This is a genomic window from Paenibacillus sp. FSL P4-0338 (assembly GCF_038002365.1).
Classification (GTDB): Bacteria; Bacillota; Bacilli; order Paenibacillales; family Paenibacillaceae; genus Paenibacillus_AQ.
In genome coordinates this window covers 1,747,975-1,773,369 of record NZ_JBBOCG010000002.1, presented here as the reverse complement: position 1 = coordinate 1,773,369, position 25,395 = coordinate 1,747,975, and the positions used below count along the sequence as shown (strand labels likewise).

22 protein-coding genes and 2 pseudogenes are annotated in these 25,395 nt (G+C 54.0%); 2 read left to right on the top strand and 22 right to left on the bottom strand.

What is annotated here, in order from left to right:
- Positions 1–79 precede the first annotated feature (79 nt).
- The 10 genes and pseudogenes from MKZ07_RS31745 to mobB form a co-directional block, all read right to left on the bottom strand.
- Entirely contained in the window at positions 80–925 is an 846-nt protein-coding gene (locus MKZ07_RS31745; protein ID WP_036690968.1) for a carbohydrate ABC transporter permease, read from the bottom strand.
- Positions 922–1,884 carry a carbohydrate ABC transporter permease gene (locus MKZ07_RS31740; RefSeq protein ID WP_036690971.1) on the bottom strand — a complete coding sequence of 321 codons (963 nt, stop codon included), beginning with the start codon at positions 1,882–1,884 and terminating at the stop codon, positions 922–924. The genes MKZ07_RS31745 and MKZ07_RS31740 overlap by 4 nt, the downstream gene beginning before the upstream one ends.
- A 281-nt stretch (positions 1,885–2,165) precedes the next feature.
- On the bottom strand, positions 2,166–3,515 hold the full coding sequence (locus tag MKZ07_RS31735) for an ABC transporter substrate-binding protein (RefSeq protein WP_076155383.1): 1,350 nt from the start codon (positions 3,513–3,515) through the stop codon (positions 2,166–2,168).
- A 201-nt stretch (positions 3,516–3,716) separates the two neighbouring features.
- Entirely contained in the window at positions 3,717–4,901 is a 1,185-nt protein-coding gene (locus MKZ07_RS31730; protein ID WP_341029477.1) for a DUF4367 domain-containing protein, read from the bottom strand.
- Complete coding sequence (locus MKZ07_RS31725) at positions 4,883–5,440, bottom strand: RNA polymerase sigma factor (RefSeq protein WP_235218333.1); 558 nt, start codon at positions 5,438–5,440, stop codon at positions 4,883–4,885. The genes MKZ07_RS31730 and MKZ07_RS31725 overlap by 19 nt, the downstream gene beginning before the upstream one ends.
- A gap of 169 nt (positions 5,441–5,609) precedes the next feature.
- Positions 5,610–6,101: a pyridoxamine 5'-phosphate oxidase family protein gene (locus tag MKZ07_RS31720; protein ID WP_036690979.1), complete on the bottom strand. Its 492-nt coding sequence runs from the start codon at positions 6,099–6,101 to the stop codon at positions 5,610–5,612.
- Between the two features lie 107 nt (positions 6,102–6,208).
- Complete coding sequence (locus tag MKZ07_RS31715) at positions 6,209–6,916, bottom strand: DNA alkylation repair protein (protein ID WP_036690981.1); 708 nt, start codon at positions 6,914–6,916, stop codon at positions 6,209–6,211.
- 19 nt (positions 6,917–6,935) lie between these two features.
- Positions 6,936–7,421 carry a molybdenum cofactor biosynthesis protein MoaE gene (locus MKZ07_RS31710; RefSeq protein WP_036691149.1) on the bottom strand — a complete coding sequence of 162 codons (486 nt, stop codon included), beginning with the start codon at positions 7,419–7,421 and terminating at the stop codon, positions 6,936–6,938.
- A gap of 168 nt (positions 7,422–7,589) precedes the next feature.
- Positions 7,590–8,033 (bottom strand): annotated as a pseudogene (mobA, locus tag MKZ07_RS31705) (molybdenum cofactor guanylyltransferase); the annotation flags it as partial.
- 24 nt (positions 8,034–8,057) lie between these two features.
- Positions 8,058–8,624, bottom strand: a complete 567-nt coding sequence (mobB, locus tag MKZ07_RS31700) for a molybdopterin-guanine dinucleotide biosynthesis protein B (RefSeq protein WP_051493166.1) — start codon at positions 8,622–8,624, stop codon at positions 8,058–8,060.
- A 197-nt stretch (positions 8,625–8,821) separates the two neighbouring features.
- Here mobB and MKZ07_RS31695 point away from each other — a divergent pair, with 197 nt between their 5' ends.
- Positions 8,822–9,535 carry a YwiC-like family protein gene (locus MKZ07_RS31695; RefSeq protein WP_036690983.1) on the top strand — a complete coding sequence of 238 codons (714 nt, stop codon included), beginning with the start codon at positions 8,822–8,824 and terminating at the stop codon, positions 9,533–9,535.
- A gap of 83 nt (positions 9,536–9,618) precedes the next feature.
- On the opposite strand, the gene ilvB is transcribed toward MKZ07_RS31695, so the two are convergent.
- Genes ilvB through MKZ07_RS31675 form a run of 4 tightly spaced genes read right to left on the bottom strand, consistent with a single transcriptional unit; the run spans position 9,619 to position 15,156 of the window.
- Positions 9,619–11,295, bottom strand: coding sequence for a biosynthetic-type acetolactate synthase large subunit (ilvB, locus tag MKZ07_RS31690; RefSeq protein ID WP_036690985.1), 1,677 nt, complete (start codon positions 11,293–11,295; stop codon positions 9,619–9,621).
- 28 nt (positions 11,296–11,323) lie between these two features.
- Positions 11,324–12,340 (bottom strand): GTP 3',8-cyclase MoaA, encoded by a 1,017-nt coding sequence (moaA, locus tag MKZ07_RS31685; RefSeq protein WP_036690987.1) that lies wholly within the window; start codon positions 12,338–12,340, stop codon positions 11,324–11,326.
- A gap of 32 nt (positions 12,341–12,372) precedes the next feature.
- Positions 12,373–13,623, bottom strand: coding sequence for a molybdopterin molybdotransferase MoeA (locus MKZ07_RS31680; RefSeq protein WP_341029822.1), 1,251 nt, complete (start codon positions 13,621–13,623; stop codon positions 12,373–12,375).
- Between the two features lie 42 nt (positions 13,624–13,665).
- On the bottom strand, positions 13,666–15,156 hold the full coding sequence (locus MKZ07_RS31675) for a nitrate/nitrite transporter (protein WP_341029472.1): 1,491 nt from the start codon (positions 15,154–15,156) through the stop codon (positions 13,666–13,668).
- Positions 15,157–15,458: 302 nt separating this feature from the next.
- On the opposite strand from MKZ07_RS31675, the pseudogene MKZ07_RS31670 reads away from it, so the two are divergent.
- Positions 15,459–16,000: pseudogene (locus tag MKZ07_RS31670) on the top strand (Rpn family recombination-promoting nuclease/putative transposase); the annotation flags it as partial.
- A gap of 69 nt (positions 16,001–16,069) precedes the next feature.
- On the opposite strand, the gene MKZ07_RS31665 reads toward MKZ07_RS31670, so the two are convergent.
- The 8 genes from MKZ07_RS31665 to MKZ07_RS31630 are packed head-to-tail and all read right to left on the bottom strand — an operon-like array spanning position 16,070 to position 25,329.
- A complete protein-coding gene (locus MKZ07_RS31665; RefSeq protein WP_036691000.1) occupies positions 16,070–16,597 on the bottom strand; it encodes a hemerythrin domain-containing protein in 528 nt (175 codons plus the stop codon).
- Positions 16,598–16,620: 23 nt separating this feature from the next.
- Positions 16,621–17,268, bottom strand: coding sequence for a response regulator transcription factor (locus MKZ07_RS31660; protein ID WP_036691001.1), 648 nt, complete (start codon positions 17,266–17,268; stop codon positions 16,621–16,623).
- A 28-nt stretch (positions 17,269–17,296) separates the two neighbouring features.
- The gene (locus MKZ07_RS31655) at positions 17,297–18,307 is read right to left on the bottom strand and encodes a sensor histidine kinase (protein WP_051493182.1); all 1,011 of its coding nucleotides are present in this window, start codon (positions 18,305–18,307) and stop codon (positions 17,297–17,299) included.
- 32 nt (positions 18,308–18,339) lie between these two features.
- A complete protein-coding gene (locus MKZ07_RS31650) occupies positions 18,340–18,798 on the bottom strand; it encodes a GAF domain-containing protein (RefSeq protein ID WP_036691004.1) in 459 nt (152 codons plus the stop codon).
- Between the two features lie 53 nt (positions 18,799–18,851).
- Entirely contained in the window at positions 18,852–19,538 is a 687-nt protein-coding gene (narI, locus tag MKZ07_RS31645) for a respiratory nitrate reductase subunit gamma (protein WP_036691006.1), read from the bottom strand.
- Complete coding sequence (gene narJ / locus MKZ07_RS31640) at positions 19,535–20,101, bottom strand: nitrate reductase molybdenum cofactor assembly chaperone (protein ID WP_036691008.1); 567 nt, start codon at positions 20,099–20,101, stop codon at positions 19,535–19,537. The genes narI and narJ overlap by 4 nt, the downstream gene beginning before the upstream one ends.
- Positions 20,094–21,665, bottom strand: coding sequence for a nitrate reductase subunit beta (gene narH / locus MKZ07_RS31635; protein ID WP_036691010.1), 1,572 nt, complete (start codon positions 21,663–21,665; stop codon positions 20,094–20,096). The genes narJ and narH overlap by 8 nt, the downstream gene beginning before the upstream one ends.
- Positions 21,655–25,329, bottom strand: coding sequence for a nitrate reductase subunit alpha (locus MKZ07_RS31630; protein ID WP_076155371.1), 3,675 nt, complete (start codon positions 25,327–25,329; stop codon positions 21,655–21,657). The genes narH and MKZ07_RS31630 overlap by 11 nt, the downstream gene beginning before the upstream one ends.
- Between the last annotated feature and the right edge of the window lie 66 nt (positions 25,330–25,395).

Here is a 25,395-nt window from a genome sequence, read left to right as displayed (position 1 = left end):
GGCTCACACGAAATAAACGGTAAAGCGTCGAATAAGGCTCAGGCGCTTTACCGTTATCGGACGGATGTTTTTTTACATCTTATCCCTTTATGCCTGTTGTCGCAATCCCGTCTACGAAATACTTTTGCAGGAAGGTGAACACAAGCGTTGCCGGAACAATAGAGACAAGTGACATGGCCAGAAGCTGGCCCCACTCGGCTGCAGACTGGGAGTCATTGATCATGCGCAGCGCCAGACCCACCGTGTACTTGTCTACCGTGTTGATGTACAGGAGATGTCCCAGGAAGTCATCCCAGTTCCACAGGAAGCAGAAGATCGTCACCGTAACAACCGCCGGGAAGGCCAGCGGCATGACCACTCTCCAGAAAATCCCGAACCAGGAGCAACCGTCGATTTTGGCCGATTCGTCCAGCTCCTTGGGCACGCCGCGGATGAACTGGATCAGCAGGAAGACGAAGAAGCTCCCGCCGGCCCCGCCCGCCAGCAGATGGGGAACGACAAACGGCAAATACGTGTTGACCCAGCCCAGCTGATGGAACAAGGCGTACTGGGGAATAATCAGCACCTGGCCCGGCATCATCAGCGTCAGCATTAGAATCGAGAACCAGAATTTCTTCAGCGGAAAATCAAGTCTTGCAAATCCGAAAGCAACCAGCGTGCAGGATAACAGCGTTGCGATCAGCACCATAATCTCAAGGCCGAAGGTGTTAAGATAGAAATCAGTGAATGTATGTCCGGGAACCGATTTCCAGCCTTTGGTGAAGTTCTCCCACTGCGGGACGGACGGGAAGATTCCCGGTGAACTCAGCTCGGTGCTATCCTTCAGTGAGGCCCCGATCCACCAGACAATCGGATAGACCATGAGGAAGCTGAAGAGAATCATGAACACATGCCGGAGTGCAGGCTTCCAATTCAAAGTTGTCATTTGCGTTTTTTCCCTCCAGTGTCAGTCTCATAGAATACCCAATATTTCGAAGTGTAGGAGATCAGCAGCGTTGCAGCGACGATGGCGACCAGCATAATCCAGGCCAGTGCAGAAGCGTAGCCCAGCTCGTACCGGCTGAAGGCCCGTTCATACAAATACATAGCGTACACGTATGTAGCGTTCATCGGTCCGCCATTCGTAATCACGAAGGCCGAGGTGAACATCTGGAAGGCATTGATTACGGCCATGATCAGGTTGAAGTAGAGAATCGGCGACAGCATAGGCAGTGTAATGCGGAAGAATTGAATGAACTTGTTCGCCCCGTCTACCGAGGAAGCTTCATACAAGTCATTGGGGATCTGCTTCAGTCCTGCCAGGAAGATAACCATGGTGGAGCCGAATTGCCAGACCGTCAGCAGAATCAGTGTGCTAAGCGCAGTGTCCGGGTTGGTGATCCAGCTTTTTCCTTCGATGCCGAAGACAGCGATCAGCTTGTTGAAAATCCCGTCAACCCCGAAGATGTTACGCCAGAGCAGCGATACCCCGATACTGCCTCCGATTAGAGAAGGGAAGTAGATCGCTGTGCGGTAAGCACTGATCCCTCTGACTGCCTTGCTAAGCACCATGGCTACTAGCAGGGCTGCAATCAGCTTAAGAGGCACGGAAGCCAGCACATACATGACCGTGACTTTGGCGGATTGAATGAATTTGGGGTCTGCGGTGAAAATCCGTTCGTAATTGCGGGTCCCGATCCATTTCATTGGCTGCATCAGGGTGTAGTCAGTAAACGAATAGTACAGTGATAAGAACAACGGATACGCCGTCAGTACCAGGAACCCGAGCAGCCAGGGCGAAATAAACAAATAGCCTGCAAGCGGAGCGTTCCACCGGCTTTTGAAATAGGAGCTTTTTTTCGGCGCTGGCGAGGCTTGGGCTAAAGTGGTTGTGGAGCGGTTCATCTGTGGTCACCTCTTGTGGTCAATTTGTATAGCTTAAGTATAGTATTGGGCCACACTTCGGCTAAAGGAGGGCAATGCTCGAATTCTTTCAAAATATAACGATTAATTCGAAAACACGAGTATAACCGCGTTCCAAGTGGAAACGGCATTGCCGTCCTTATAAAGGACGGTACCATTTCAGCGAGAAAGATAAGGATAATTATAGTGCGAAGCATATAAATTCTTATCTTTTAAAAAGATAAAGCCCGGAACATTGCTGTCCCGGGCTTTCAGTTCATACCTTATTTCTCGTAAGATAACGAGGCTTCCTTCAGCTGCTTGAACGCCTCTTCCGGTGTGGATTTACCGAAGCTGAGCTGGTCACGAACCAGTACCCAGTCTTTATCCACGAAGTTCGTCCAGCCGCCGGCTCCGGCCGACCAGGTCTGGCCATCCGGCTCCGTAGCACGGAGCAGTGCCAAGCCTACCTTATCCAGATCGCTCATATTAGCTTCCAGCATAGTGGCGTTATCCTTGTTGGCCGGGAGGCCGCGGAAGGTTTGGGTAATCTTGGCAGATTCAGTATCATTCACGAACCAGTTAATGAATTTCTTGGCTTCTTCAGCATGCTTGGAGTTCTTGGAGACCGCCATGTACATCGACGGCTTCAGCCAGCCTCCGGCCTCTTCGGCACGCGGCATGGTTACAAGTGCGTAGGCTCCTGGCTTAATGCTGTCCCAGGTTCCCAGATTGTTGGAGAAGCTGTAACGGAACAGCACCTTGCCTGCTGCGAGCAGATCCATTTGCGGATCATTTTCCTTATCGGAGGCATTCACATCCGCTGGAGGAACAAGCCCTTCCTTGCGGAGCTCTTCGAACTTGCGGGTCCATTCCAGATAGGTGGCTTCATCCACGTTGAAGTGACCGTCATCCGTGATGACCTGCCCTTTGCCTCTGGCATACTGATACGCCGAGTACATGAAATAGTTACCTGCGTAGTCGAGGGTGAAATACTGTCCCTTCGGCAGCTTGGACTTGGTTTCCTTCGCTAAGGCGAAGAACTCATCCCAGGTCCAGCCGTTAGCCGGGTTCGCAATGCCCAGCTTATCCATAGCCGCTTTATCATATACCATACCGAAGGCTACCGAGCCGAGTGGAACAGCATACTGCTTACCGTCCAATTGGCCGCCTGCCAGCAGCTTCGTATCGAATTTGCTCACATCTACCTCGGGAGCCAGGTCAGCCAATTGCTGGCGGGCCATCCAGTCCGGCATCCAGCCCGGGTCAAGCTGAACCACATCGGGTGCATTGTTGGCCGCAGCCTGCGTGGATAATTTGTCCAGATAACCGTCCATACCGGAATACTCCGGCTCGAAGGTTACGTTTGGATTATTCTTCGTGTACAATTCCAGGGCCGCCAAAGTGGCTTCGTGACGCGGCTGGGAGCCCCACCACATAATCCGCAGCTTGACCGGCTCATTGGTGCTTGGCGCATCAGTTGCAGCAGCTGTCGCAGCAGCATTGGTGCTGGCAGGTGCTTCTGTAGCCCCTCCTGCATTGTTTACTTTATTCCCTCCGCCGCCGCAGGCAGCCAGTGTACCTAATATCGCTGTCATCGCCAGGACCGAAAGAGAACGCTTCCATTTCAACATCTTTAACCCTCCTGTATACATCTGTATTCTCTTGCTACATTGCTATATTAACAAGACGGGTTGGAAGTTCATAGGAGGACGATGCACGAATTCTTATAAAATCTTACGAATATGCCATCCTGCAGCTAGGCAAAAAACGTTCAAAGGCTGCTCCGCTATCCTAAGATAGCTGGGCAGCCCTGAGTCTCAACTCTGCGTTACTTATTTCATCATACTGGCGGCAATGCCGATAAGCTCATCCTTCGTTAGCTCCGTATTCTCCTGGCCGGCGATCACACGATAGTTGACCTTTGCATCGGGGTCAGACCAAACCAGACTGTATTTATACCCCAAGTCGAGCTCCTTGTTGTCCGTATCGTCCGAAAAAATGGCCTGTCTGCCTTTAATCTCTATATTCTCCATCTTTGTATATTCACTCCATGAGAGCGGATCTGCCGGGTTTTGGTTGTCATCCACACGCGAGACACCGATTCTCACCTGAACCTCCCCCTTCTTGTATACCAGTGAGGAATACGAGTAGTCAATGTTCTCCGCCTTCTCCACTCTCCAGGCCAACTGGAAGTTGTCTCCCAGGTCTCTCTCGTTTTCGCCTTTAAGCTCCTGCACATCCGGCACTTTTAAGAAAGAAGGGTTGATGATGGCCTCGTCCAGGGTATACCCTTCCGGCAGATACGCCGGCTGCTCCAGGACCGGAGCGTTGTGCTCCTCTACACTGGTCTTATAGGCGGTATAGTCCTTGAACGTGAGGGGCGGACGATACATATTCATACTCCCCTCTCCCTCCTCTCCTTCACGTGTAATTAGATAGGTGGCATACTCTCCAGGAAGCAAAATCTCCTTCATGAGCTCTGCCCCTTTTGAATACTTCTGGTTATAGAGAATACTCAGCTTCTTGTTGGCTTCATCGTCTGCACCCGGCTCTGCGTTGGGAATATAAGGCTTCAGGGGTTCTTTCGCCTTCTCAATCATCGTTCCGCCGGAAGCCGTCGCCGGAATCGGCTGATAAGGCAGCACCTTATACTGGGCTCCGGCCCCTTGCCGGACTTCATCCGGACTCTGGGCTTCAGCTCCTTGCTGGAGTTTGCCGGAGAACTGGGTATAGCCGCCGCCCAGCAAGACCAGTGCCAGGACCGCCGCCGCCCAGCCCTTCACCGGAATCCGTTTCTGTCTCCGCCCGGTTCTGGTTTCCATTCTGCGCATTACTTTAGGTGCCTCTCCGCTTGGCGGAAGGGTCTGAAGCAGGTTCTCATCTTCTTCAGCAGTCAATGCCCCCTCAAGCCCGAGCGCCTTCATTACTGGTTCATGAACATCAACGGTGTTCCAATGTGCTGAACGGTCTCCATCCTTGAGAAACTGCTCCTCCGGAGTTAATTCACGCTTGCCCATAATTGTTTCTCCTTTCGCTCAATCGCTTTTTTAAGTTTTTCTCTGGTCCGTTCATATCTTTTGCGTACGGTAGCCGTACTCACACCCAGAATTTCACTGATTTCCGCAAACGATTTATCTTCATAAATCCGCAGGATCAATAAATTCCGGTCCTCCACATCCAGCTTCCCCAGAGCCGCCGAGACCGGCTCGCTGAACAGGCGGTTCTCAACCATTTGCTCGGCGCTCTTTTCCGTAACCTCCTGCCCGATCAGCTTCCGCAACTGCTGCCGGGATTTCTGCCTCCGCAGCTGATTCAGGCAATGATGATAAGCAATCTTGTAGAGCCATGAGGTGAAATCTGCCTGAGGCTTGTACTGCCCGATATTCTGGTAGGCCTTGATCAGGATATCCTGTACTGCGTCTTCTGCCTCTTCCTTGTTATTCAACAAGCGATAACAATAGAGGTAAATCCGTTGCTGGTACAGCCTGATCACATCTGAGTACAAGCCTCCTTCTCCGCCCTGAATCCTTCTAATCTTCTCTTCGATAGGGTCCACGTTAATCTCCTTTCTGCAAATCATATAGATATAACACATGAGCCGTATGTAATGTGACAATTATCTTTTATCGGCGCCACAACAAAAAAAGAGACCCCCAGATGAATTCTGTTGATCTCTCCGTTGCAGAACCTATGAACCTATAGCTTCCTAATACCGTCTGTCTGCTCTATTCCAGCTCGACCGTCTGATTCAGATTCAGCCCGTCCGTGTCCTGGCCGGTCATCCGCTTGAACATGTATACAGCCTTCTCGGCCATATTGCCGCTCTTCCAGTATTCGGCAGCTTCGGCATGGACTTTTATCAGAATGACATTCGGATCATCATAGCTTGTCTTCAGGAACGTATCGTACCCTGCACTCCAGAGCTCTTTCTTCTTGTTCACATCGGTTACAATCTCAGCCGTCCCACGAATGGATACATAGGATTTATCGGCATACACGACATTCACGCGCGGGTCATACAGAATCTCCCCGAACTTGCTGGTATCCTTCTTGGTCAGGAACCACAAATCCCCGTCAAATTCGACCTCCTGGGTCTTCATGGGCCGGGAGACCAGCCCTTCCTCCGAAATCGTGGTGAGCATAGCCATATCGATACCCTTGATCAGCTTCCGGACCGTCTCAACGGCTTCCTCGTGACTATGGTGTGTAGTTGACATCTTTACCGCCTCTTTTCTTCCAGGATAGGGAATAGGTTATCCAAATGCATAGCATTTATTAACCAGAAGCAGCGAAACATTACCGGATGCCGGTGAAATCCGCGAGATCAGCAGCGTACATGCTTGCGCTTGAACCCGGTCCGTCCTTTGCCGACAGCCTTCATAATATTATCGTATGCGCTGATACGCTTGCTCTTCGGCTTGTCCTTGTCCACCTCGACCGGACCCACCCGCTCCGCCGTCTCGCGTGCCAGATCATGAAGCGGCGAATACGATACGGCCACCGTATACATAAAGTTGTTCATCGAATACCGGGTGCGCTCAGGGGACTGATGAATGCTCTGCTCTGCCTGCTCCAGCATACTGGCCAGCTTACTCTCCGAGAACTCCTGATCCGGGCGGCTTCCCAGCAGCCAGCAGTAACAGCTCCAGCCTGCCGACATTCGAAGGTCCTCTCCGCTCCTGATCCACTCATCGGCCACCTGCTGGGCAATATCCGCTTCAGCCAAGGTTACAGCCACCACGAAATCGGACAGCATATAGAAATAAGCCCCGTCTATCCAGCGGTTGTAATCCGCCTCTGTCATCCCGTTCGGATCAGCAATGATCCCGGCAAAATACATCGCATCATAATTACCTGTGGCATACAGCTCCTCAGCCAGCGTCTGATTGATTCCGGTTTGCCTGAAAATCGGCTTCATGGCACCGGTAGCCACACCAAAGAGCGGTTCCCGTGCACCGTTTGCGGTATACATCTTCTTGGTCCGTTCCTTGCCAAGCGCTTCAAGCTCCTGCATTACCTGTTCTGCATTCATTGAACGTTCCTCCTTATAGCTACCTCTCATCTTCCGCCGGAATATCCGGCAGCAGCGGACGGCCCTCAGGGTAGGCATTCTGATTCAGCTGGTCGCCAATCCACGCTTTGCCGTCCTCGCCGGTTTCTTTTTTCCAGATGGGGACGATTTGCTTGATCCGCTCAATCACATATTCATTCGCTTCATAGGCAGCCTTACGGTGGGGCGATGAGACTGCGATGACTACAGCAATATCGGTAATCTCCAGCCTGCCGATCCGGTGGGTGACCGCAACCTTCGTATCCGGCCAGCGCTCCAGCACTTCCTGCCCGATGCGCTTCAGCTGCGTTACAGCCATAGACGGATACGCTTCATATTCAAGATACAAGGTTTTCTTTCCCTGCGTGAACTCACGCACTGTACCGATGAATAAGGTAATCGCCCCGGCCTCTCTACGCAGAACTTTATCGGATACCTCAGCAGGTATTATCGCGGACTCTGTAATTTCAAATAACGAATCGCCCATTTCCTCACTTCCCTTCGATAGATGCAGCAGCTGCTCATATTGCTCGGGTGTATCTATATCTGCCGCGAAATCTTCCTCTAGCCCCGCACCGGCCAGCTCATCCCGTTCCACGCCTAACCAGTGCAGTGATTCTAACAAACCGCCCAGCCGGTACTCCCGGTTCGCAAGTCTTGCTGTAATGTCCGGCAGGAGCCGGTGCGGCCGGTATACGCCATGCAACATCTGATGCTTGCCGTCAATGACTGGCAGAACCGCATCATAACCGCCGGCCTCAAGCCGGGTAAGCATCCATGCGGCAGCTGGAGCTGATATATCGGGGCTGTCACAGCTTACCACCCAGGCATAGTCCGTCTCTACATTTGCAAAAGCAGCATGAAACCCGCTAAGCGGCCCATGCCCGGCATAAACATCCGGTATATATAGAATATCCGATGGAAGACGTTCCAGATACGGGGTAGGATCGTTCGTGACCACAATCACGCTGGAGCACAGGGACTGCAGCTCCCTCACCTGCCGGACAATGAACGCTTCCCCGTGATAGGTCAGGAGGGCTTTATTGCGGCCCTGCATGCGGGAATTCTGTCCGCCCGCCAGTATAATTCCTGTCAGCACCAAGGGCACCTCCTGTAGTAGAATCTAGGACTGAAGCAGTGACAGCGCCAGTGCGATAACCGCCTGATCCGCAAGCGCCTGATCCCGCAAAGGCAATACCGGCGGACTATCCGGGCTAATCCGGGAACCAGACGCTGCACTCTGTAGTTCCACAGCCTCTTCCCAGCTTAACCACAGGCGTATGTTTGTTGCTTCCTTGTGCAGCGTTATCTGGTCTGCTGTGCGGCGAATTAGGGCGATCTTGGGATAATCCGCAGATTTGAACCCCTCAGCAATCACCAGATCTACTCTGCCGCGCATCGACTCGGCAATTTCCCGCAGTGAAGCCGCAGATCTGCGCATGACCCTTGTCGCCTCCGGCGAGGTCAATACCGTCTCCACTGCACCGTGCAGGAGATGCTTGCTGCTATCCGTTCCCGGATCATCCAGCTGGAAGAGATGGGCATCATGCTTGGCAGAGCCAACCCGTAGTCCTTGCGCAGACAAGGCCTCGATTAACCGGCAGGCGAGGGTTGTTTTGCCGCTGTTCTTGTATCCGACGATTTGCAGTACAGGAACTAGGCGCTGTACCGCCGCATGCTGAGATTCCATAGTCACAGTGTCTGCTCCTCTGCTTGAAGATCTATTTTCGATTATACACTATTCCGGCCGCTGCCCATTCCCCGCCTAATCTCTTGACAGCGCTACTGTGCTTGAAATCACCAGCATTCTCCGCCGGGTACAAGTATAGTTAAAGAGTCTAGTAGCTTACGTGTCATGATATATCCGTGAAGGAGGTCTATTGCTGCATGAAAAAATACATCCCCAACCAGCACGGCGCCTGGGCGATGCTCGTTCTCCCTTTTCTGCTGGGCGTCGCCGCTTCCAAGGGGCAGTTCATACATATTCCGCTGTTTATCTGCTGGCTGCTGATCTATCTGTTCAGCTTTCCGCTCTTGCAGGGGGTGAAGACCCGGAAGTTCGCACGTTATTTCCAGCCGCTCAGGTTATACGGACTTCTGCTGCTTCCGTTCGCCCTCTATCTGGTGATTGTCCAGCCTGTGCTGCTGGGGTTCGCGCTGCTGCTCTTGCCGTTATTCGCCGTTAACCTCTATTATGCCCGGACCCGAAATGAACGCGCCTTGCTTAATGACATCTCCGCTATTGTGGCGTTCTGCCTGGTGATTTATCCGGTCTTCTATGTGGGGCTTGGGGAGAACTGGAGAGCCGTGAATGAGCTGTTCGTGCTGGCGGTGCTGTACTTCATTGGAACTGCCTTCTATGTCAAAACCGTCATCCGTGAGCGGAACAATATCCGTTTCTATTATGGCTCCGTCGCCTATCATCTGCTGTTCGCGGCAGCCGGTCTGTATCTGTTCCCTTCACTGCTGGTCCCGCTGCTGGTTCTGCTGTTGCGGGCAGCCATTCTGCCGAGGACAGGAATTACCGCCAAACGTACGGGAATCATCGAGATCGGCTTCTCCGTCATCTTATATGTGTCTGTGCTGGTGCTGTATTTCTAGGAGAATCACAATGCTTATTCGGACAAAAAACAGGAAGCTCCTTCGCCAATCTGCGCGAGCGGAGCTTCCTTCGGTCTGCCAGCCTATTCTACGATCATATCCTGATTGCTTGAGCCTGGCGGTACAATGGGATAGACATTATCCTCCTCGGTGATATCAAATTCCATCACAACCAGTCCTTCCGTATGCAGAGCCTGTTCAATAATCTGCTCCGCTTCAGCCAGCGTTCGCGCCCGGAACCCGTGGGCGCCGAAGGATTTGGCTAAGGCCACGAAATCCGGCGAACTGATCCGCACCGAGGAATAACGCCGGCCCAGAAACAGCTGCTGCCATTGCCGTACCATTCCCAGATACCCGTTCTTGAAGATTGCCACCTTGACATTCAGGCCGTGATCCACGGCGGTCATAATCTCCTGCATATTCATCTGGAAGCTTCCGTCCCCTGTAATACACACCACATCGCGGTCAGGAAAAGCAACGGCCGCCCCAATCGCAGCAGGCAGGCCGTACCCCATCGTTCCCAGCCCGCCGGAGGTCAGGAAGGATCGGGCTTCCGAGAATTCATAGTGCGTAGCCGTCCAGATCTGATGCTGGCCGACATCGGTGGCAATCATCGCATCGCCTGCGGTAGCCTTTTGGAGGGCGCGGATGACTTCCTGCGGGGTCAGCTTAGCGCCTTGTTCCCGGCCCGGCTTCGGCTTGCGCTGACGCCAGACCTTAATCTGCTCCTCCCAGAGCAGATGCTCCGCGGTATATACCTGTTCCTGTATTCCTCTGAGCAGCTCCTCACAAGAGCCAGTCACTGCAAGGTCTACGGGGATGTTCTTGTTCAGCTCTGAGGTATCCAGATCCACTTGGATTTTATACGACCCCGGCGAGAATGCCTTCCGCTTGCCCGTTACCCGGTCGCTGAACCGTACCCCGAGACATAACACGACATCGGCGCCTTGCAGCGTACGGTTGGCTGCCACCGTTCCATGCATCCCGACCATTCCCAGATGCAGGGGATGCCCGGAAGGGAAAGCCCCGATCCCCATCAGCGTACTTGCTACGGGGAAGTGATGCCGCTCCGCGAATTCCCGCAAGAGGGCAGGGGTCTCTCCCTGCATGCAGCCTCCACCGACCAGCACCAGCGGCCGCTCTGCACGGCTCAGCCGCTCTGCCGCAAGCTGAATATCCGCAGGATCAATGGACGGATTCGGCTCGTATCCCCGGATCACCGGCGCAGAGCAAGGCTCAGCCGCTCCACTGACAGGAATGAACTCCGCATTCATCACGTTCTTCGGCAGATCAATCAGGACGGGGCCTGGTCTTCCCGTGACCGCTACATGGAATGCTTCGTGGACGATTCTGGGAAGCTCGGCAATATCTCTGACGATATAATTGTGCTTCGTGACCGGCATGGTCATTCCGTAGATATCCACTTCCTGAAAGCTATCCAGACCAATAAGGTCAGTGGCTACCTGACCTGTAAGCACAATTAACGGAACAGAATCCATGAACGCAGTAGCAATTCCGGTTACTGCATTGGTGGCTCCGGGACCGCTGGTTACCAGCGCTACCCCCGGCCGTCCCGTTACTCTGGCGTATCCGTCTGCAGCGTGAACCGCAGCCTGTTCATGGCGGACCAGCACATGCTGAATCCGGTCATTATCATAGAGCGCATCATATAGAGGCAATACGGCACCACCGGGGTAGCCAAACAGGGTCTCTACCTTTTTATCAATCAGCATCTCAATCAGCAGTTCTGCTCCGTTCATAGTTACACTTCGCCCCTTGTCATGCGAATTATCCTCCAATATAGGACATGCCAATCTTGGCCTTGCTTCTGCGGGTCTCTTCCGTCCGCTCATCGGAATAACGGTCGCTGCGCTGCTCCCATACCTGCTTAATTGCTGCCAGCAGCTCTTCGTCGCCAGCCCCTCCGCGCAGCATGGCCCTAAGGTCAAAGCCCTTGGAGGCAAACAGGCAGGTATACAGCTTACCGTCCGAAGACAGCCGGGCACGCGAACAGGTGGAACAGAACGATTCGGACACGGAAGTGATGAAGCCGACCTGGGCCGGACTGCCAAGATAGCCGTAGCGCTGCGCGACCTCGCCGCTGTAATTCTGCTCAAGAGCTTCCAGCGTATAGACGCTTTGCAGTTGCTGCAGGATTTCTTGCTTGGTGACGACCTTATCATAGCTCCAGCCGTTATCGTTGCCGACATCCATGAACTCGATGAAGCGCAGCGTGATCTTCCGCTTCTTGAAGTAGGCGGCCATCGGAAGAATCTCTGATTCGTTCACGCCCCGCTGGACGACCATATTCACCTTGACCTCGAACCCGGCGGCTGCTGCCTGATCTATAGCCTCCAGAATCATTCCCGGCCTGAAGCCCCGCCCGTTCATTCTGCCGAACAGCTCGGGCTCCAGCGCATCCAGGCTGACATTCAGCCTGCGCAGGCCCGCAGTATACAGCGGAGCTGCCTGTCCGCCCAGCAGGACTCCATTCGTCGTCAGTCCCATATCCTCTACACCGGGAATGGCGGAGATCTTGGTAACCAGCTCCGGCAGATGGCGGCGCATCAGCGGCTCGCCCCCGGTCAGACGGATCTTGCTTACGCCGAGCGAGACGAACAGTTTCGCCAGCCGGGTGATCTCTTCGAAGGTGAGCAGCTCACCGGATGGAAGAAAAGCATAGTCGTCACCGAAAATCTCCTTCGGCATGCAGTAGGAACAGCGGAAATTACACCGGTCCGTGACCGAAATCCGCAAATCATGGATAGGCCGCCGCAGCTGATCTTGCAGTGGATGATGATTCATGTGCGTCTATCTCCCTTCCCGTACACTTGGCCTTACAATACCCAATCATTCATGCCCTCTTCCACCCCGAGCAGCAGGACATCCACCTTATCCCCTGCGGCGAAGCCTCTTGTTCCGCCAGGCAGTACTATCAGGGAATTGCCGCGTGCGATGGACGAGACAGCATTCGATTTATTGAAGCCGGCAGGCCGGACCGAAGTGCCGTCATATACCGCCCGGACGAACCGGGTGAACGGATTCGCCTTGGCGAAATTCTCCGCCAGAACAGCTATGGTACGCGGCAGATACAGATGGTCTGACCCCATCATCTTAAGTAGCGCAGGTCTTACAAACAGCTCGAAGCCAGTGAAGCACGCTGAAGGATTGCCGGACAGTCCGAACAGGAATTGATCCCCGGCCACTGCCACTGTAGTCACACTGCCGGGACGCATCGCCACCTTATTGAACAACACATCGGCTCCAAGGCGCTTGTAGATCTCCGGCAGGTAGTCATAATCACCCACTGATACTCCGCCCGTTGTGATCAGACAGTCGGTCTCAGCGAGCGCCCGACGGACAGTCTGCAGGCATTCCTCCAGCCGGTCCGCTGCCGTATCATAGATCCGGTACGGGATACCCATCCTGGCGAGCTGAGCGGCAATCATCGGCCCGTTGCTGTTACGGATTTTGCCAGGTACGAGCGCGTCTGTCACTGCCAGCAGCTCGGTGCCCGTAGACAGAATCCCCACCACCGGCCGCTTCCCTGCCTTAACCTCCCCGTAGCCGAAGGTAGCCAGCAGTGCCACAACCCCAGGATGAATGAAGCTTCCGGCCGGAATGACCGTTTCACCCGCTAGCATATCCTCCCCTTGCAGGGACAGATTCTCCTGCGGCGCAAACGCCTTACGGATCGTAAACGTCCGCCCCTCTGAGACTGCTTGTTCAAACATAACTACCGCATCTGCCCCAGCAGGCAGCGCTGCCCCCGTCATCAGCCGTACCGCTTCGCCAGCACCGATCACTGCCTGCGAGACTTCTCCTGCGCCGATATGATCTACCACGGTGAAGCTGACCCGGTTGCTGCCGGAAGCCTCGGCCGAATCCCGGGAAGCGATGGCATAGCCGTCATACGGGGAACGGGTGAAATGCGGTACATCATGGGTTGCCGTGAGCGGCTCAGCCAGAATACGTCCATAGCTGGCTTGAAGCGGAACGGTCTCTGTACCTGTGCGGCATACTCTCCCGGTTACCCTCTGCACAGCTTCCGCTACAGTAACCGGAGTTCTGGTCTTCTCCACCTTCATCTGCTCCTTACCGGGTGACGGACTGAGCATCCGTACATCCGTTTATTTCTCTGTAATATCGCTGAAGGTGCCTACATACCGGACATCTTCACCGGTCTCATCCTTCACAGCGCTGATATTCAGCCACTGCAGGTATTCTTCTCCATTCTTGCGCTTGTTCCAGATCTCTCCCTGCCACATGCCCTTTGCCTTGACTTCACCCCACATCACGCGGTAAAAGTCCTTCGGCTGGCGGCCGGATTTCAGCAGGCTTGGCTGTTTGCCAAGCACCTCTTCCTCGGTGTAGCCGGTAAGCTTCGTGAAGGCCGGATTGACCGTCTTGATGTGGCCGGACACATCCGTAACCAGAATCCCCTGGCCGGTCGAATTGAACACCTCAGAGGTGAGAGCAAGCCGGTCCTGGAAGTACAGCCATACCACGAGCACCAGACTGGCCAGCGCCACCTGGGACAGCAGCATGAAGCCGATGGAATATTGTCCGGTTGCCGCATGAATCACAGATAGCATGATCGGAGGGAAGAATCCGCCCAGACCGCCCATCATCGACACGATCCCGTTGGCAATCCCCGCCTGCTTATTGAAGTACAACGGCACCAGCTTGAAAATAACACCGTTGCCGATTCCCGCACTTACAGCAATCGCCAGGCAGCCTGCTGTATACAGGCCCATGTCCGGCATGAATGCCAGAATAATGGCAGCCACGGTGTAGACACTGAAGGTAAAGATAAGTAAGAACAAGGGCTGGAACTTGTCAGCCAGCCAGCCGCCAATCGGACGGAAGAAGGTCGCTACTGCGATGAAGCCGGCGGTGCGCATCCCGGCGTCCACTTTTTCCAGGCCAAAACTGGATACCAGAAAATTCGGCAAATAAATGGTAAAGGATACGAAGGAGCCAAAGGTAATGAAATAGAACAATGAGAACAGCCAGAGCTTCTCGTTCCTTGACACGCCCTTGATCTGTTCAATAATCGGAGTGCGGAGCTTGGGCTCCTGACGGTCCCCGAAGAAGAAGTTAAGGACGATGAAGACCAGCAGCAGAATCAGATACATTTTGACTGCGTTCGCCCAGCCGAACTGTGCTGCCAGGATAGGCGCCGAGAAGGTTGTAACCGCTGTGCCGAGATTTCCGATTCCATAGATACCGTTAACCAGACCATGCTTCTCCTTCGGATAATACTTCGGCAAAGAGGTTACCCCTACAGAGAAGACCGCGCCGCCGACACCCAGGAACAGGCCGCCGATAATCAGATGGGTTACGGTTGAAGCCACACTGATGAAGTAGACCGGGAACAGCAGCAGCACGAAGCTGGACATAAAAATAATCCGCGCCCCCAGAATATTCGCATAATAGCCCAGCGGAATTCTCAGAATCGAGCCAAGCACGACCGGAATGGCCGTCACCATCGCCAGCCGCCCGGGAGGGATGCTGATATCCTCCGAGATAAAGGGCATCAAGGAGGAGATAATGACCCACACCATGAATCCGGTAATCAAGTTTAAGGTTTGCAGCGGCAATTGCATTTTTTTAATCATTCGTTTCACCTTTTCGCCGTTTTTTCTTGTGATGATTTCCTGTGATCTATACTTCCTGTACTCATTGTATCCGCCGTTCCCCGGCTCAGATATAGGGGAGTCCCCTTTCCCTGACAGGGGAAACCCTAAAATAACCCCACAAAGTGGGGCTTTAGCGTAGGTGATGATTCAGGTACTTTGCGGGGACCCCAAAACATATAAATCCTTGTAAAAAATAACGCCGCCTAATGGACTGTATGCGTTACAGAGTTTTAGGGACAGAATAGCATTGTTTGTATACAAAAAGGCTGATTTTGTTTACGTTAACTGAGATCATATTAATGAATTCTTACACAGATAAAGATGCTCCGGCTGAAAAGCAGTCCATACTGGACATCAAGGCGAAAACGGCAGAGGGCAAGCGAATTAACATCGAAATGCAATTGTTCAATCCTTACAATATGGAGAAGCGGACACTTTTTTACTGGAGTGAGATGTACTATCATCAAAGGGTGTTGAACAACCAAACTGGGAGGTGCAGACCATGAATGAACCCATGTTAAAAAAAGCAATGGATACACTTGAATTTCTTAGCCAAGATGCCGCTACACGTATGGAGTATGATGCCCGGATGAAGTATTTGCGTGATGAGGCTTCACGGATGAACGGTGCTAAAGCGGAAGGACGTGCAGAAGGACGTGCGGAAGGAATTGCGGAGGGAATTGCTAAGGGTGAACAAAAAAGAGCAGAGGCCATAGTACTTGAACTTCTTGCGCTTGGAGTAGAGACCTCAGTTATTCTTAAAGCTTCAGGTCTCACAGAACAACACATCCTAAGGTTGAAATCACAGATGGGTAAGCACTGACCGTGAATAGTCCCTTGTTGAAAAAGTATCAAAAGCCGCCCCAGTTAGAATGGAGCGGCCTGTTTTTTGTCACGTAATCAGCGTATTTAACTGTTCACTTAAACGTTCCTTGTCCTTCGGACTCAGCTGGTTCTCACCCATCGGGAAGATCACCGTCTCTTCTTTGACAAAATGGACGGTCAGCACCTCGAAGGCCTCTCCCGCATCGTGCACTGCTGAGCGGATTCCCTCAAGCGTCATCTGGTTGATATCCCCCTCAGAGTGATGCAGGAAATGCCCGATGTACCCGTCAATCTCGCGGTGCTCCTCCTGGATGCCTGCCAGCGGGCCCTGGTCGAAGCCGATATACTGGCCCAGCAGCGGGAAGAAATACGTCTCTTCCTTCTCCGTGTGCCGCTTCAGCGGAACGCCGAACTCCTGCACTGCCTTACGCAGCTTCTCAAGCTGTGTCTTGGCCTCTTCCAGCGTAATCTGCTCCTGCTCAAACCAGAGGACAATGGCATGCCATTCCTCCATCAGAAAAGTCAAATAGCGGTGTTCATTCTCAAGGATGCGCATCGCGGGCAGCGTAAACTTAAGGTTTGTATGTTCCGGCATACAGCTAACCCTCCAGTGGCCGGTCAGAAATCCAGCATTTTTTTCCTCAAAGCGTATTCGACCAGCTCGGGCCGGCTTTTAAGGTTAAGCTTCTCCATAATTTTGGCCTTGTGGGCCTCCACGGTCTTGACAGAAATAAAGAGCTTCTCGGCAATCTCCTTATTCCCGTATCCCTTGGCAATGAGCGGCAGAATCTCCAGCTCCCGCTTGGACAGCAGCTCGAACAGATCCTCGGTCCCGCCGGTCTTGTCCTGCTTAATGAACTCACGGACCAGTGAGGTAGCCATCTTGGGATGAATATAAGTACCGCCTTCATAAATCGTGCGGATCGCCAGCAGCAGCTCCTCATCCGGTGCACTCTTGAGCACATACCCGGAGGCCCCGTTCTTCAAGACATGGAAGAGATATTCATCATCGTCATGCATCGTCAGAATGAGAATTCGGGTATCGGGATAATCCTCCTTGATCTTGCCGGTCGCGGTCAGCCCGCTTTCTCCAGGAGGCATGCTTAAATCCATAATCAGGATATCCGGCCGGAGCTTGGCGACCATGGTGTAGGCTTCCCTGCCGTCCGCCGCTGCTCCGATCACTTCAATATCATCCTGAAAATTAAGAATCATGGAGAATCCGCTGCGTACGATCGCATGGTCGTCTGCAATGACGATCTTCATCAGAAGCTCATTCCTTTCCTCGGGCCCATCATACAGGAACCTGCAGCATAATCCGGGTCCCCTTGCCGGTCTCTGAATCCACACTGAAGGTTCCGCCCACCAGTTCCGCCCGCTCCTGCATCCCGAACAAGCCAAGCCCGGTTCCAGTAGGCTCATCTCCCAGATGGAAGCCGATGCCGTCATCCTGAACCAGAAGCTGCAGCATGCCGCCGTTCTCGGTGAGCGAGACCTTGACGCTGTCTACCTGGGCATACTTCAAGGCATTCAGCACCGCTTCCTGGCATACCCGGTACATGACCGTCTCGATCTCACTCCCGTACCGCTTCTCGGGCAGCCGGGATTCATACTCAATCACAAGGCCATATGTTTGTTCTACCCGCTTGAAGTGGGAGCGGAAAGCCGCCTCCAGACCGAAATCATCCAGGGCAGCCGGCCTAAGCTCCACCGACAGGTTGCGGATATCACTCAGCAGCCGGGTCATCGACACTTCGGTTTGCTTCACTTTCTTCAACAGGCCATCATCGGCTGTCATATATTTCAGCACACGCAGATCAATCACGGCACTCATCAGCTCTTGCGCAACGCTGTCATGCAGTTCACGGGAGATCCGCTTGCGTTCATTCTCCTGGGCTTCAATAATATGCTTCATCATCTTGTTCTGGTAGAACTTCTCTTGCGTCTTGAACTGTCTCGTTAAATCCCTGAGCATAAAGATCCGGATTCCGTTCTCTTCATCTATCGTGTGAAAGGTCGCGGCATAAGGCACAATCCCCTTGTCCCTGGTCTCCAGATAGACCTGATAAGAGGTGAACTCCTCTGAGTCCGGGGTGTGAAAATAACAATTCAGGCAGGTACGCAGCTCCGTCTCACTGGTATATCCCCGGCAGGTTCCGCAGAGCGCTTCAGGATTCCCCTGATACAGCTGCCTTAGAATATCCTTGTCGACAATCGTCTCGGCAGCCGGATTCATCGCCAGGGCTTTCCCTTGCCGGTCAAAAAAGAACATCGCCTCCGAGCTGTTCTCGAACAGCTTCGTCATAAGCTCACTGCGCAAATCCGTAGCAGGGTTCCTCAACTGAGCAACAATTCCTTCCCGTTCAAGTCTCCAATGCCGCCCCGCGCTGTCGCTTCCAGGTCACGCAGCATCTCAGCGGTCACCTGCCGGTCCCCTCTGAAGCCGCCCAGAAGCACGCCAGCCACACGGGCATCATTCCACATCGGCACCGCCCCGATGCTGTTCAGATTCTCCATCTTAGTGATGGGGTAATTGAACAGGCTGTCTGGCTTCACCATAAGCTTCACCGAAGGGATCAGGAAGGGCTTGCCGGTCTTGAACACGATGCCGGCAATCCCTCTGCCGGATTGCAGCACAATCCGTTTGTAGCGGTCACTTATATTGCCTGAGGCGTATTTCCAGCGGATCGCATAGTCATACTCCGCCGGTTCGGCGAACGCCAGCGACATGAAGTCATATCCCAGGCACTTACGGATCTGGTCAAGCCGGGTCTGGTAATCCACCTTATTCATCATCGCTTTCTCTCCTCGGATTGAACAGGGAAAGAAGTCCACGCTGCTCTCTTCCGTTAATTTGATTTATTTCTTCTGTATAGGATATAACTTCTGCCTACATAATTCAACGGAACACTCCATACGTGAACCAGCCGGGTGAACGGCCAGAAGGCAAAGATCGCGAACCCTGACAGAATGTGCAGCTTGAAGGAGAACGGCACTCCGCTCATCAGCGACGGGTCCGGGCGGAACATGAACAAGCCGCGGAACCACACCGAGATCGTATCCCGGTAGTCGAACTCAGGCTGTACCACATTCGTGACAATCGTGGAGTACATCCCCATGAACACAATGAACAGCAGGAGCGTGTTGACGATCAGATCGGAGGCGCTGCTGAGCCGGCGGACGTTCTTCAGTGTGAAGCGCCGTGAGGTCAGGATCAGCATCCCTGCCAGGGTAGCCGCACCGAAGATTCCCCCGATGTATACAGCACCGATATGGTACATATGATCGCTGACACCGACAGCCTCCAGCCAGGACTTGGGAACGGCGAGACCGCCGATGTGGCCCAGAATGACCGGCATGATGCCGAGGTGGAACAGAATGCTGCCGAATTTCAGCTGTTTTTTCTCAATGAATTCGCTGGACTTAGCTGTCCAGTTGAATTGATCCTTACGGTAGCGGGCAATATGCCCGCCGATAAATACGACCATACACATATACGGGAAAATAACCCATAAAAACTGACCCATCATATTCATTGACTTAGGGCCTCCTGTTCCGCACAAGCTTTGAAGGTTTCTCGCAACCCTTTAACCAGGTGATAATATGGACTCTCCCGCTGCTCCAGCGCCTTCACCAGATGATACGAGCCATCCTCCAGAATCGCCATCAGCATCCGGAAGTTCTCCGGCGCGCCGGGAACGTCCAGCCACTCTGCAGCATAGATGAATTCGCACATCAGCGGCAAGTAATCGGGCAGCTCGCTCTCCGGCATTTCAAGGCCGAACATTTCGTACAGCAGCTTCAGTTTGGCGAGCATTTGCCCGCGTTCCTTGGCATCCTCGAACTTGAAATAGGTCATATAGAGCGCACAGTCCTTCTGAAAATCAAACGTAGCCGCATAGTTCTCCTGAATCTCTTCCAGGCTGAAGCTCTGCATGTGCTTCCAGTACGTCTGCACGTGGGCATATCCCGGGTGAGCAGGGTCAAACGCCTCTTCCAGAAAAGCCGGATGGAAATCCAGCTTCTCCGGGTACATAAGCTGCAAGGCGAAATAACCGAAGGACTCCTTGTATTGATGCAGTTTGTTCAGATCAATCACGCCAGATCCCCCCGTAGAAATTCTCTTCATACATCTCCTTGCCGGTCTTCATGGTGTCGCCGGAAGGACTGGCCGGTCCGCAGCCGTCACAGCCGGAGCCGAAGCCCGAGCCGCCCATGTCGCTGCCATAGCCAGCCGCGCCTTGCGCGCGGTAAGGGTTCATGTGCTGCTCCTTGTGGGAGGTCGGGATCACGAAGCGGTCCTCATATTTGGCAATCGCCAGCAGGCGGTACATCTCCTCGGTCTGCTGCGCCGTCATGCCGACACGGTCCAGACGGCTAAGATCGAATTCCTGACCGGTAGACTGGGCGCGCATGTAAGAGCGCATCATCGCCATCCGCTGCAGGGCTTCCTTCACAGTCTCCGTATCGCCAGCCGTCAGCATATTCGCCAGATATTGAATAGGCGTACGCATCTCTTCGATGGCCGGGAAGATCATATCCGGGTTCTTCAGTGAATCCTTGCCCTCAAAGTAATTCATGATCGGGCTAAGCGGCGGTACATACCATACCATCGGCAGCGTCCGGTATTCCGGGTGCAGCGGGAAGGCCAGCTTATGCTCAATCGCCAGCTTGTAGACCGGTGAGTTCTGCGCAGCCTCCAGCCAGTCCTCAGAGATGCCGTCCGCCCTCGCCTGGGCTCTAACCTCTGGATCATGCGGATTCAGGAACAGATCACACTGGGCCTGGTACAGATCTTTCTCGTCAGGGGTGGACGCAGCCTCCAGAACCTTGTCGGCGTCATACAGCAGAACACCAAGGTAACGGATACGGCCCGTACAGGTCTCGGAACAGACCGTTGGCAGGCCTGCCTCCACACGCGGGAAGCAGAAGGTGCATTTCTCCGCCTTGTTGGTCTGCCAGTTGAAGTACACCTTCTTGTACGGACAGCCGGTCATGCAATATCTCCAGCCGCGGCAGGCCTCCTGGTCCACGAGGACGATGCCGTCCTCATCGCGTTTGTACATCGCTCCCGATGGACAGGAAGCCACGCAGCTCGGGTTCAGGCAGTGCTCACAAAGACGGGGCAGATAGATCATGAAGGATTTCTCGAAGTTGAACTTGATCTCTTCCTCGATCTTCTGAATGTTCGGGTCCAGCGGGCCGGTCACATGCGCACCTGCCAGATCATCCTCCCAGTTCGGTCCCCATTCCAGATCCATCTTCTCGCCGGTTACAGCAGAGTGGGCCCGGGCAACCGGGGAATGCTTCTGCTCCCCGGCATTAGTCAGATGCTCATAATTATAGGTCCAAGGCTCATAATAATCCTTCATTTCCGGCATATCAGGGTTGTAGAAGATTTTGCCGAGCGCGATCTTGGACAGCTTGTTGCCGGATTTCAGCTCCAGCTTCCCCTTGCGAAGCTGCCAGCCTCCCTTGTACAGTTCCTGGTCTTCCCAGCGCTTCGGATAGCCGATGCCCGGCTTCGTCTCCACGTTGTTGAACCACATATATTCCGCACCCTTGCGGTTCGTCCAGGTGGTCTTACAGGTCACGCTGCAGGTGTGGCAGCCGATGCATTTATCCAGATTCATTACCATTGCAACTTGCGCTTTAATTTTCAAGCCAGTTGACCTCCTTCATTTTGCGAACGGCTACGTAGACATCACGCTGGTTGCCGATCGGACCGTAGTAGTTGAAGCCGTAGCTGAGCTGTGCATATCCGCCGACCATCTGGGTAGGCTTCAGATGAATCCGGGTTGGCGCATTATGGCTTCCGCCGCGCGTATCCGTAATCTCGGAGCCCGGTACTTGAATATGCTTATCCTGGGCGTGGTACATGAACATGGTGCCTCTCGGCATCCGGTGGCTGACTACGGCGCGTGCAGTGACCACACCGTTCCGGTTATAGACCTCAAGCCAGTCGTTGTCCGCAATGTTATGAGCCGCCGCGTCCTCGTTATTGATCCACACCGTCGGACCGCCCCGGAACAGAGTCAGCATGTGCTGGTTATCCTGGTAAGTCGAATGGATATTCCATTTGCCGTGCGGCGTCAGGTATCTCAGAACCAGTGCATCCATCCCGCCCTTCACTTCCTTGTCGCGGGGTCCGAAGACCATTGGAGGCAGGGTCGGCTTGTAAACCGGCAACGCTTCGCCGAACTGCTGGAAGATCTCATGGTCAATATAGAAATGCTGTCTTCCGGTCAGGGTACGGAACGGAACGAGACGTTCGATGTTCGTCGTGAACGGCGAATACCGGCGGCCTTGCTTGTTCGAGCCGCTGAATACCGGTGTCGGAATCACCTCACGCGGCTGAGCGGTAATGCTCTGGAACGTAATTTTCTCAGCGGCCCGGTCTGCCGAAATATCCCGCAGCTCGACCCCGTGATCCTTCTCCGCCGACTCATAAGCCTTCTGGGAGACGCGGCCGTTGGTGGCGGAAGACAGATGAAGAATGGCATCCGCCGCCTGACGGGCCGTCTGCAGCTTCGGCAGTCCGTGCCGGATCGATTCATCGTAATGCACACCGCTGATCTTCTTCAGCTCTTCGTATTCCTCCGCAACCGAGAAGCTGACGCCGTGTGCGCCTGCTTTGCCGGTAGCCAGGTTCGGTCCGAGCGAGCTGTATTTATGATGAATCTGCGTGTAATCCCGCTCGACAATGGTGAAGTTCGGCATGGTTTTACCCGGAATGGCCGGCACTTCGCCCTTGGTCCAATCCTTGACCAGACCCATCGGCTGTGAGATTTCGCTAATGGAGTCATGGCCCAGCGGGGACATCACTACATCCTTATAGACTCCGGGCAGCTGCGATTTCGCCATCTCGGAGAATACCTCCGAGAGCTGACGGTAGATATCCCAGTCCGAACGGGATTCCCACAGCGGATTCACGGCCGGATTGAACGGATGGACGAACGGATGCATGTCGGTGGACGACAGATCTGTTTTCTCATACCAGGTTGCGGCAGGCAGAACCACATCGGCATACAGCGGCGTAGTGGTCATCCGGAAATCCAGCGCCACCATCAGATCCAGCTTGCCTTCCACATCCTCACGCCAGACGATCTCCTCCGGCTTCTGCTCCTCATTCGGCTCGGCCAGCAGACCATCTGATGCTCCGAGCAAATGCTTCATGAAGTATTCCTGTCCCTTAGCGGAGCTTGAGATCAAATTCGAGCGCCAGATGAACAGGGAGCGCGGGAAGTTCTCAGGTGCGCCGGGATCTTCTACAGCAAAGCGCGTCTTCCGTGAAGTAACCTCTTCTACAGCATGGCTGATAATCTCCGCATCCGTCTTCTTGCCTTGCTGCGCCGCTTCCTCGGCGAACAGCAGGCTGTTCTTGTTGAATTGCGGGAAGGACGGCAGCCAGCCCAGACGCGCAGCCAGTACGTTGTAATCTGCCGGGTGCTGGTAAGCAACCTCTCCGCCTGTCGGCGATTTCAGCGAATCGGTGCCGCTCTCCTCATAACGCCACTGCTCGGTAGCAAAATAGAAGAATGAGGTTGCATTCTGCAGCCGCGCCGGGCCCTGCCAGTCCTTGGCGAAGGCAATGGTGGACCAGCCTTCAATCGGACGGCATTTCTCCTGGCCGACATAATGCGCCCAGCCGCCACCGTTGACGCCTTGGGATGCAGTCAGCACCACCAGATTCAGAATTGAACGATAGATGGTATCGCTGTTGAACCAGTGGTTGATGCCTGCGCCCATGATAATCATGGAGCGTCCGCCGGTCTCAATGGAGTTCTGGGCGAACTCGCGGGCAATCTGCACGACCACGCTTGCTTTTACTGTAGTAATCTTCTCTTGCCAGGCCGGAGTGTAATGGGACAATTCATCCTCATACCCCTTAGCGTTCAGCAGACTGTCTCTGCGCTTAATGCCGTACTGGCTCATCATCAGGTCGTATACGGTGGCGACATAACGTTCCGTGCCGTCCGCAAGCTTCATCTTCCGGGCCGGAATGATCCGGCTGAAGGTGCCATTACCGGCATTGTCGAAGTAAGGGAACACAATCTCTGTCCATTCTTCCCCGTGCCCTTCGATGGTCAGAGCCGGCTCCACCTTGCTGCCGTCCTCCCGCTCCAGAATCAGGTTCCACTTCTTGCCTTCCTCCCAGCGCTGTCCCATTGTCCCGTTCGGCACGATCATCTCGCCAGTTGCTTCATCGAAGATTACCGGCTTCCAGTCCGAGTGCGGGGAAGCATCGCCCAGATCACTGGCCCGCAGGAAGCGTCCGCCCTTCAGGCTGTCCTCATGCGGATCAAGCAGAATCAGGAACGGCATATCCGTATATTGCTTCGCATAATTCAGGAACATCGGCTCCTGGCGTTCCTGGTAGAACTCCTGCAGGATGACATGCGTCATCGCCTGGGCAAGCGCCGCATCCGAGCCGGGGTTCGGAGCCAGCCAATTGTCGGCGAACTTCACGTTCTCAGCAAGATCCGGGGCGACCGATACGACCTTCGTGCCTTTGTAGCGCACTTCAGTCATGAAGTGGGCATCCGGCGTCCGGGTCAGCGGTACGTTCGAGCCCCACATCATCAGGTACCCGGCATTGTACCAGTCCGAGGATTCCGGGACATCCGTCTGCTCGCCCCAGATCTGCGGCGAAGCCGGAGGAAGATCGGCATACCAGTCATAGAAGCTCAGCATCTGACCGCCCAGAAGGGAGATGAACCGCGCCCCTGAAGCATAGCTGACCATCGACATGGCCGGAATCGGGGTGAATCCGGCGATCCGGTCAGGACCGTATTTACGGATCGTATAGATCAGCTGCGCTGCGATTAGCCGCAGTGCATCATCCCAGGCCACCCGGACATGGCCGCCCTTGCCGCGTGCCTTCTTATACTGGCTGGCCTTCTCAGGATCTTCTACAATGCTGGCCCAGGCATCGACATAATTGTCATGCTCCTGGAGCGCCGTCTGCCACAGCCGCCATAGCTTGCCTCTGATATACGGATACTTCACGCGCAGCGGGCTGTATTCATACCAGGAGAAGGTAGCTCCGCGCGGACAGCCGCGCGGCTCGAACTCCGGCATATCCGGTCCGCAGGACGGATAATCAATCTGCTGGTTCTCCCAGGTGATAATCCCGTTCTTCACGAACACCTTCCAGCTGCAGGAGCCTGTACAGTTCACGCCATGGGTGGTGCGGACTACTTTATCGTGAGACCAGCGCTGGCGGTACATGTTCTCCCAATCTCTATTTTTCTCTTCAAGAATGGACCAGTTCCCGGAATAGCTCTCCACCGGCTTAAAAAAGTTAAGGCCGAATTTCTTCTTCATCTGTCCAGAACACTCCTTTGTACGAATCTATTCAATTAATCTCATTATGGATCTCCCCGGCCGTGC

Bases quoted from the DNA above. Each gene is read 5' to 3' on its own strand.
- MKZ07_RS31675 (WP_341029472.1), bottom strand. From the start codon at position 15,156: ATGATTAAAAAAATGCAATTGCCGCTGCAAACCTTAAACTTGATTACC.
- MKZ07_RS31730 (WP_341029477.1), bottom strand. From the start codon at position 4,901: ATGGGCAAGCGTGAATTAACTCCGGAGGAGCAGTTTCTCAAGGATGGA.
- MKZ07_RS31745 (WP_036690968.1), bottom strand. From the start codon at position 925: ATGACAACTTTGAATTGGAAGCCTGCACTCCGGCATGTGTTCATGATT.
- MKZ07_RS31720 (WP_036690979.1), bottom strand. From the start codon at position 6,101: ATGTCAACTACACACCATAGTCACGAGGAAGCCGTTGAGACGGTCCGG.
- MKZ07_RS31630 (WP_076155371.1), bottom strand. From the start codon at position 25,329: ATGAAGAAGAAATTCGGCCTTAACTTTTTTAAGCCGGTGGAGAGCTAT.
- mobB (WP_051493166.1), bottom strand. From the start codon at position 8,624: ATGGAATCTCAGCATGCGGCGGTACAGCGCCTAGTTCCTGTACTGCAA.
- moaA (WP_036690987.1), bottom strand. From the start codon at position 12,340: ATGAATCATCATCCACTGCAAGATCAGCTGCGGCGGCCTATCCATGAT.
- ilvB (WP_036690985.1), bottom strand. From the start codon at position 11,295: ATGAACGGAGCAGAACTGCTGATTGAGATGCTGATTGATAAAAAGGTA.
- MKZ07_RS31695 (WP_036690983.1), top strand. From the start codon at position 8,822: ATGAAAAAATACATCCCCAACCAGCACGGCGCCTGGGCGATGCTCGTT.
- MKZ07_RS31660 (WP_036691001.1), bottom strand. From the start codon at position 17,268: ATGAAGATCGTCATTGCAGACGACCATGCGATCGTACGCAGCGGATTC.
- MKZ07_RS31665 (WP_036691000.1), bottom strand. From the start codon at position 16,597: ATGCCGGAACATACAAACCTTAAGTTTACGCTGCCCGCGATGCGCATC.
- MKZ07_RS31655 (WP_051493182.1), bottom strand. From the start codon at position 18,307: ATGACGAAGCTGTTCGAGAACAGCTCGGAGGCGATGTTCTTTTTTGAC.
- MKZ07_RS31650 (WP_036691004.1), bottom strand. From the start codon at position 18,798: ATGATGAATAAGGTGGATTACCAGACCCGGCTTGACCAGATCCGTAAG.
- MKZ07_RS31680 (WP_341029822.1), bottom strand. From the start codon at position 13,623: ATGAAGGTGGAGAAGACCAGAACTCCGGTTACTGTAGCGGAAGCTGTG.
- narI (WP_036691006.1), bottom strand. From the start codon at position 19,538: ATGAATATGATGGGTCAGTTTTTATGGGTTATTTTCCCGTATATGTGT.
- MKZ07_RS31735 (WP_076155383.1), bottom strand. From the start codon at position 3,515: ATGTTGAAATGGAAGCGTTCTCTTTCGGTCCTGGCGATGACAGCGATA.
- MKZ07_RS31740 (WP_036690971.1), bottom strand. From the start codon at position 1,884: ATGAACCGCTCCACAACCACTTTAGCCCAAGCCTCGCCAGCGCCGAAA.
- MKZ07_RS31715 (WP_036690981.1), bottom strand. From the start codon at position 6,916: ATGAATGCAGAACAGGTAATGCAGGAGCTTGAAGCGCTTGGCAAGGAA.
- MKZ07_RS31710 (WP_036691149.1), bottom strand. From the start codon at position 7,421: ATGGGCGATTCGTTATTTGAAATTACAGAGTCCGCGATAATACCTGCT.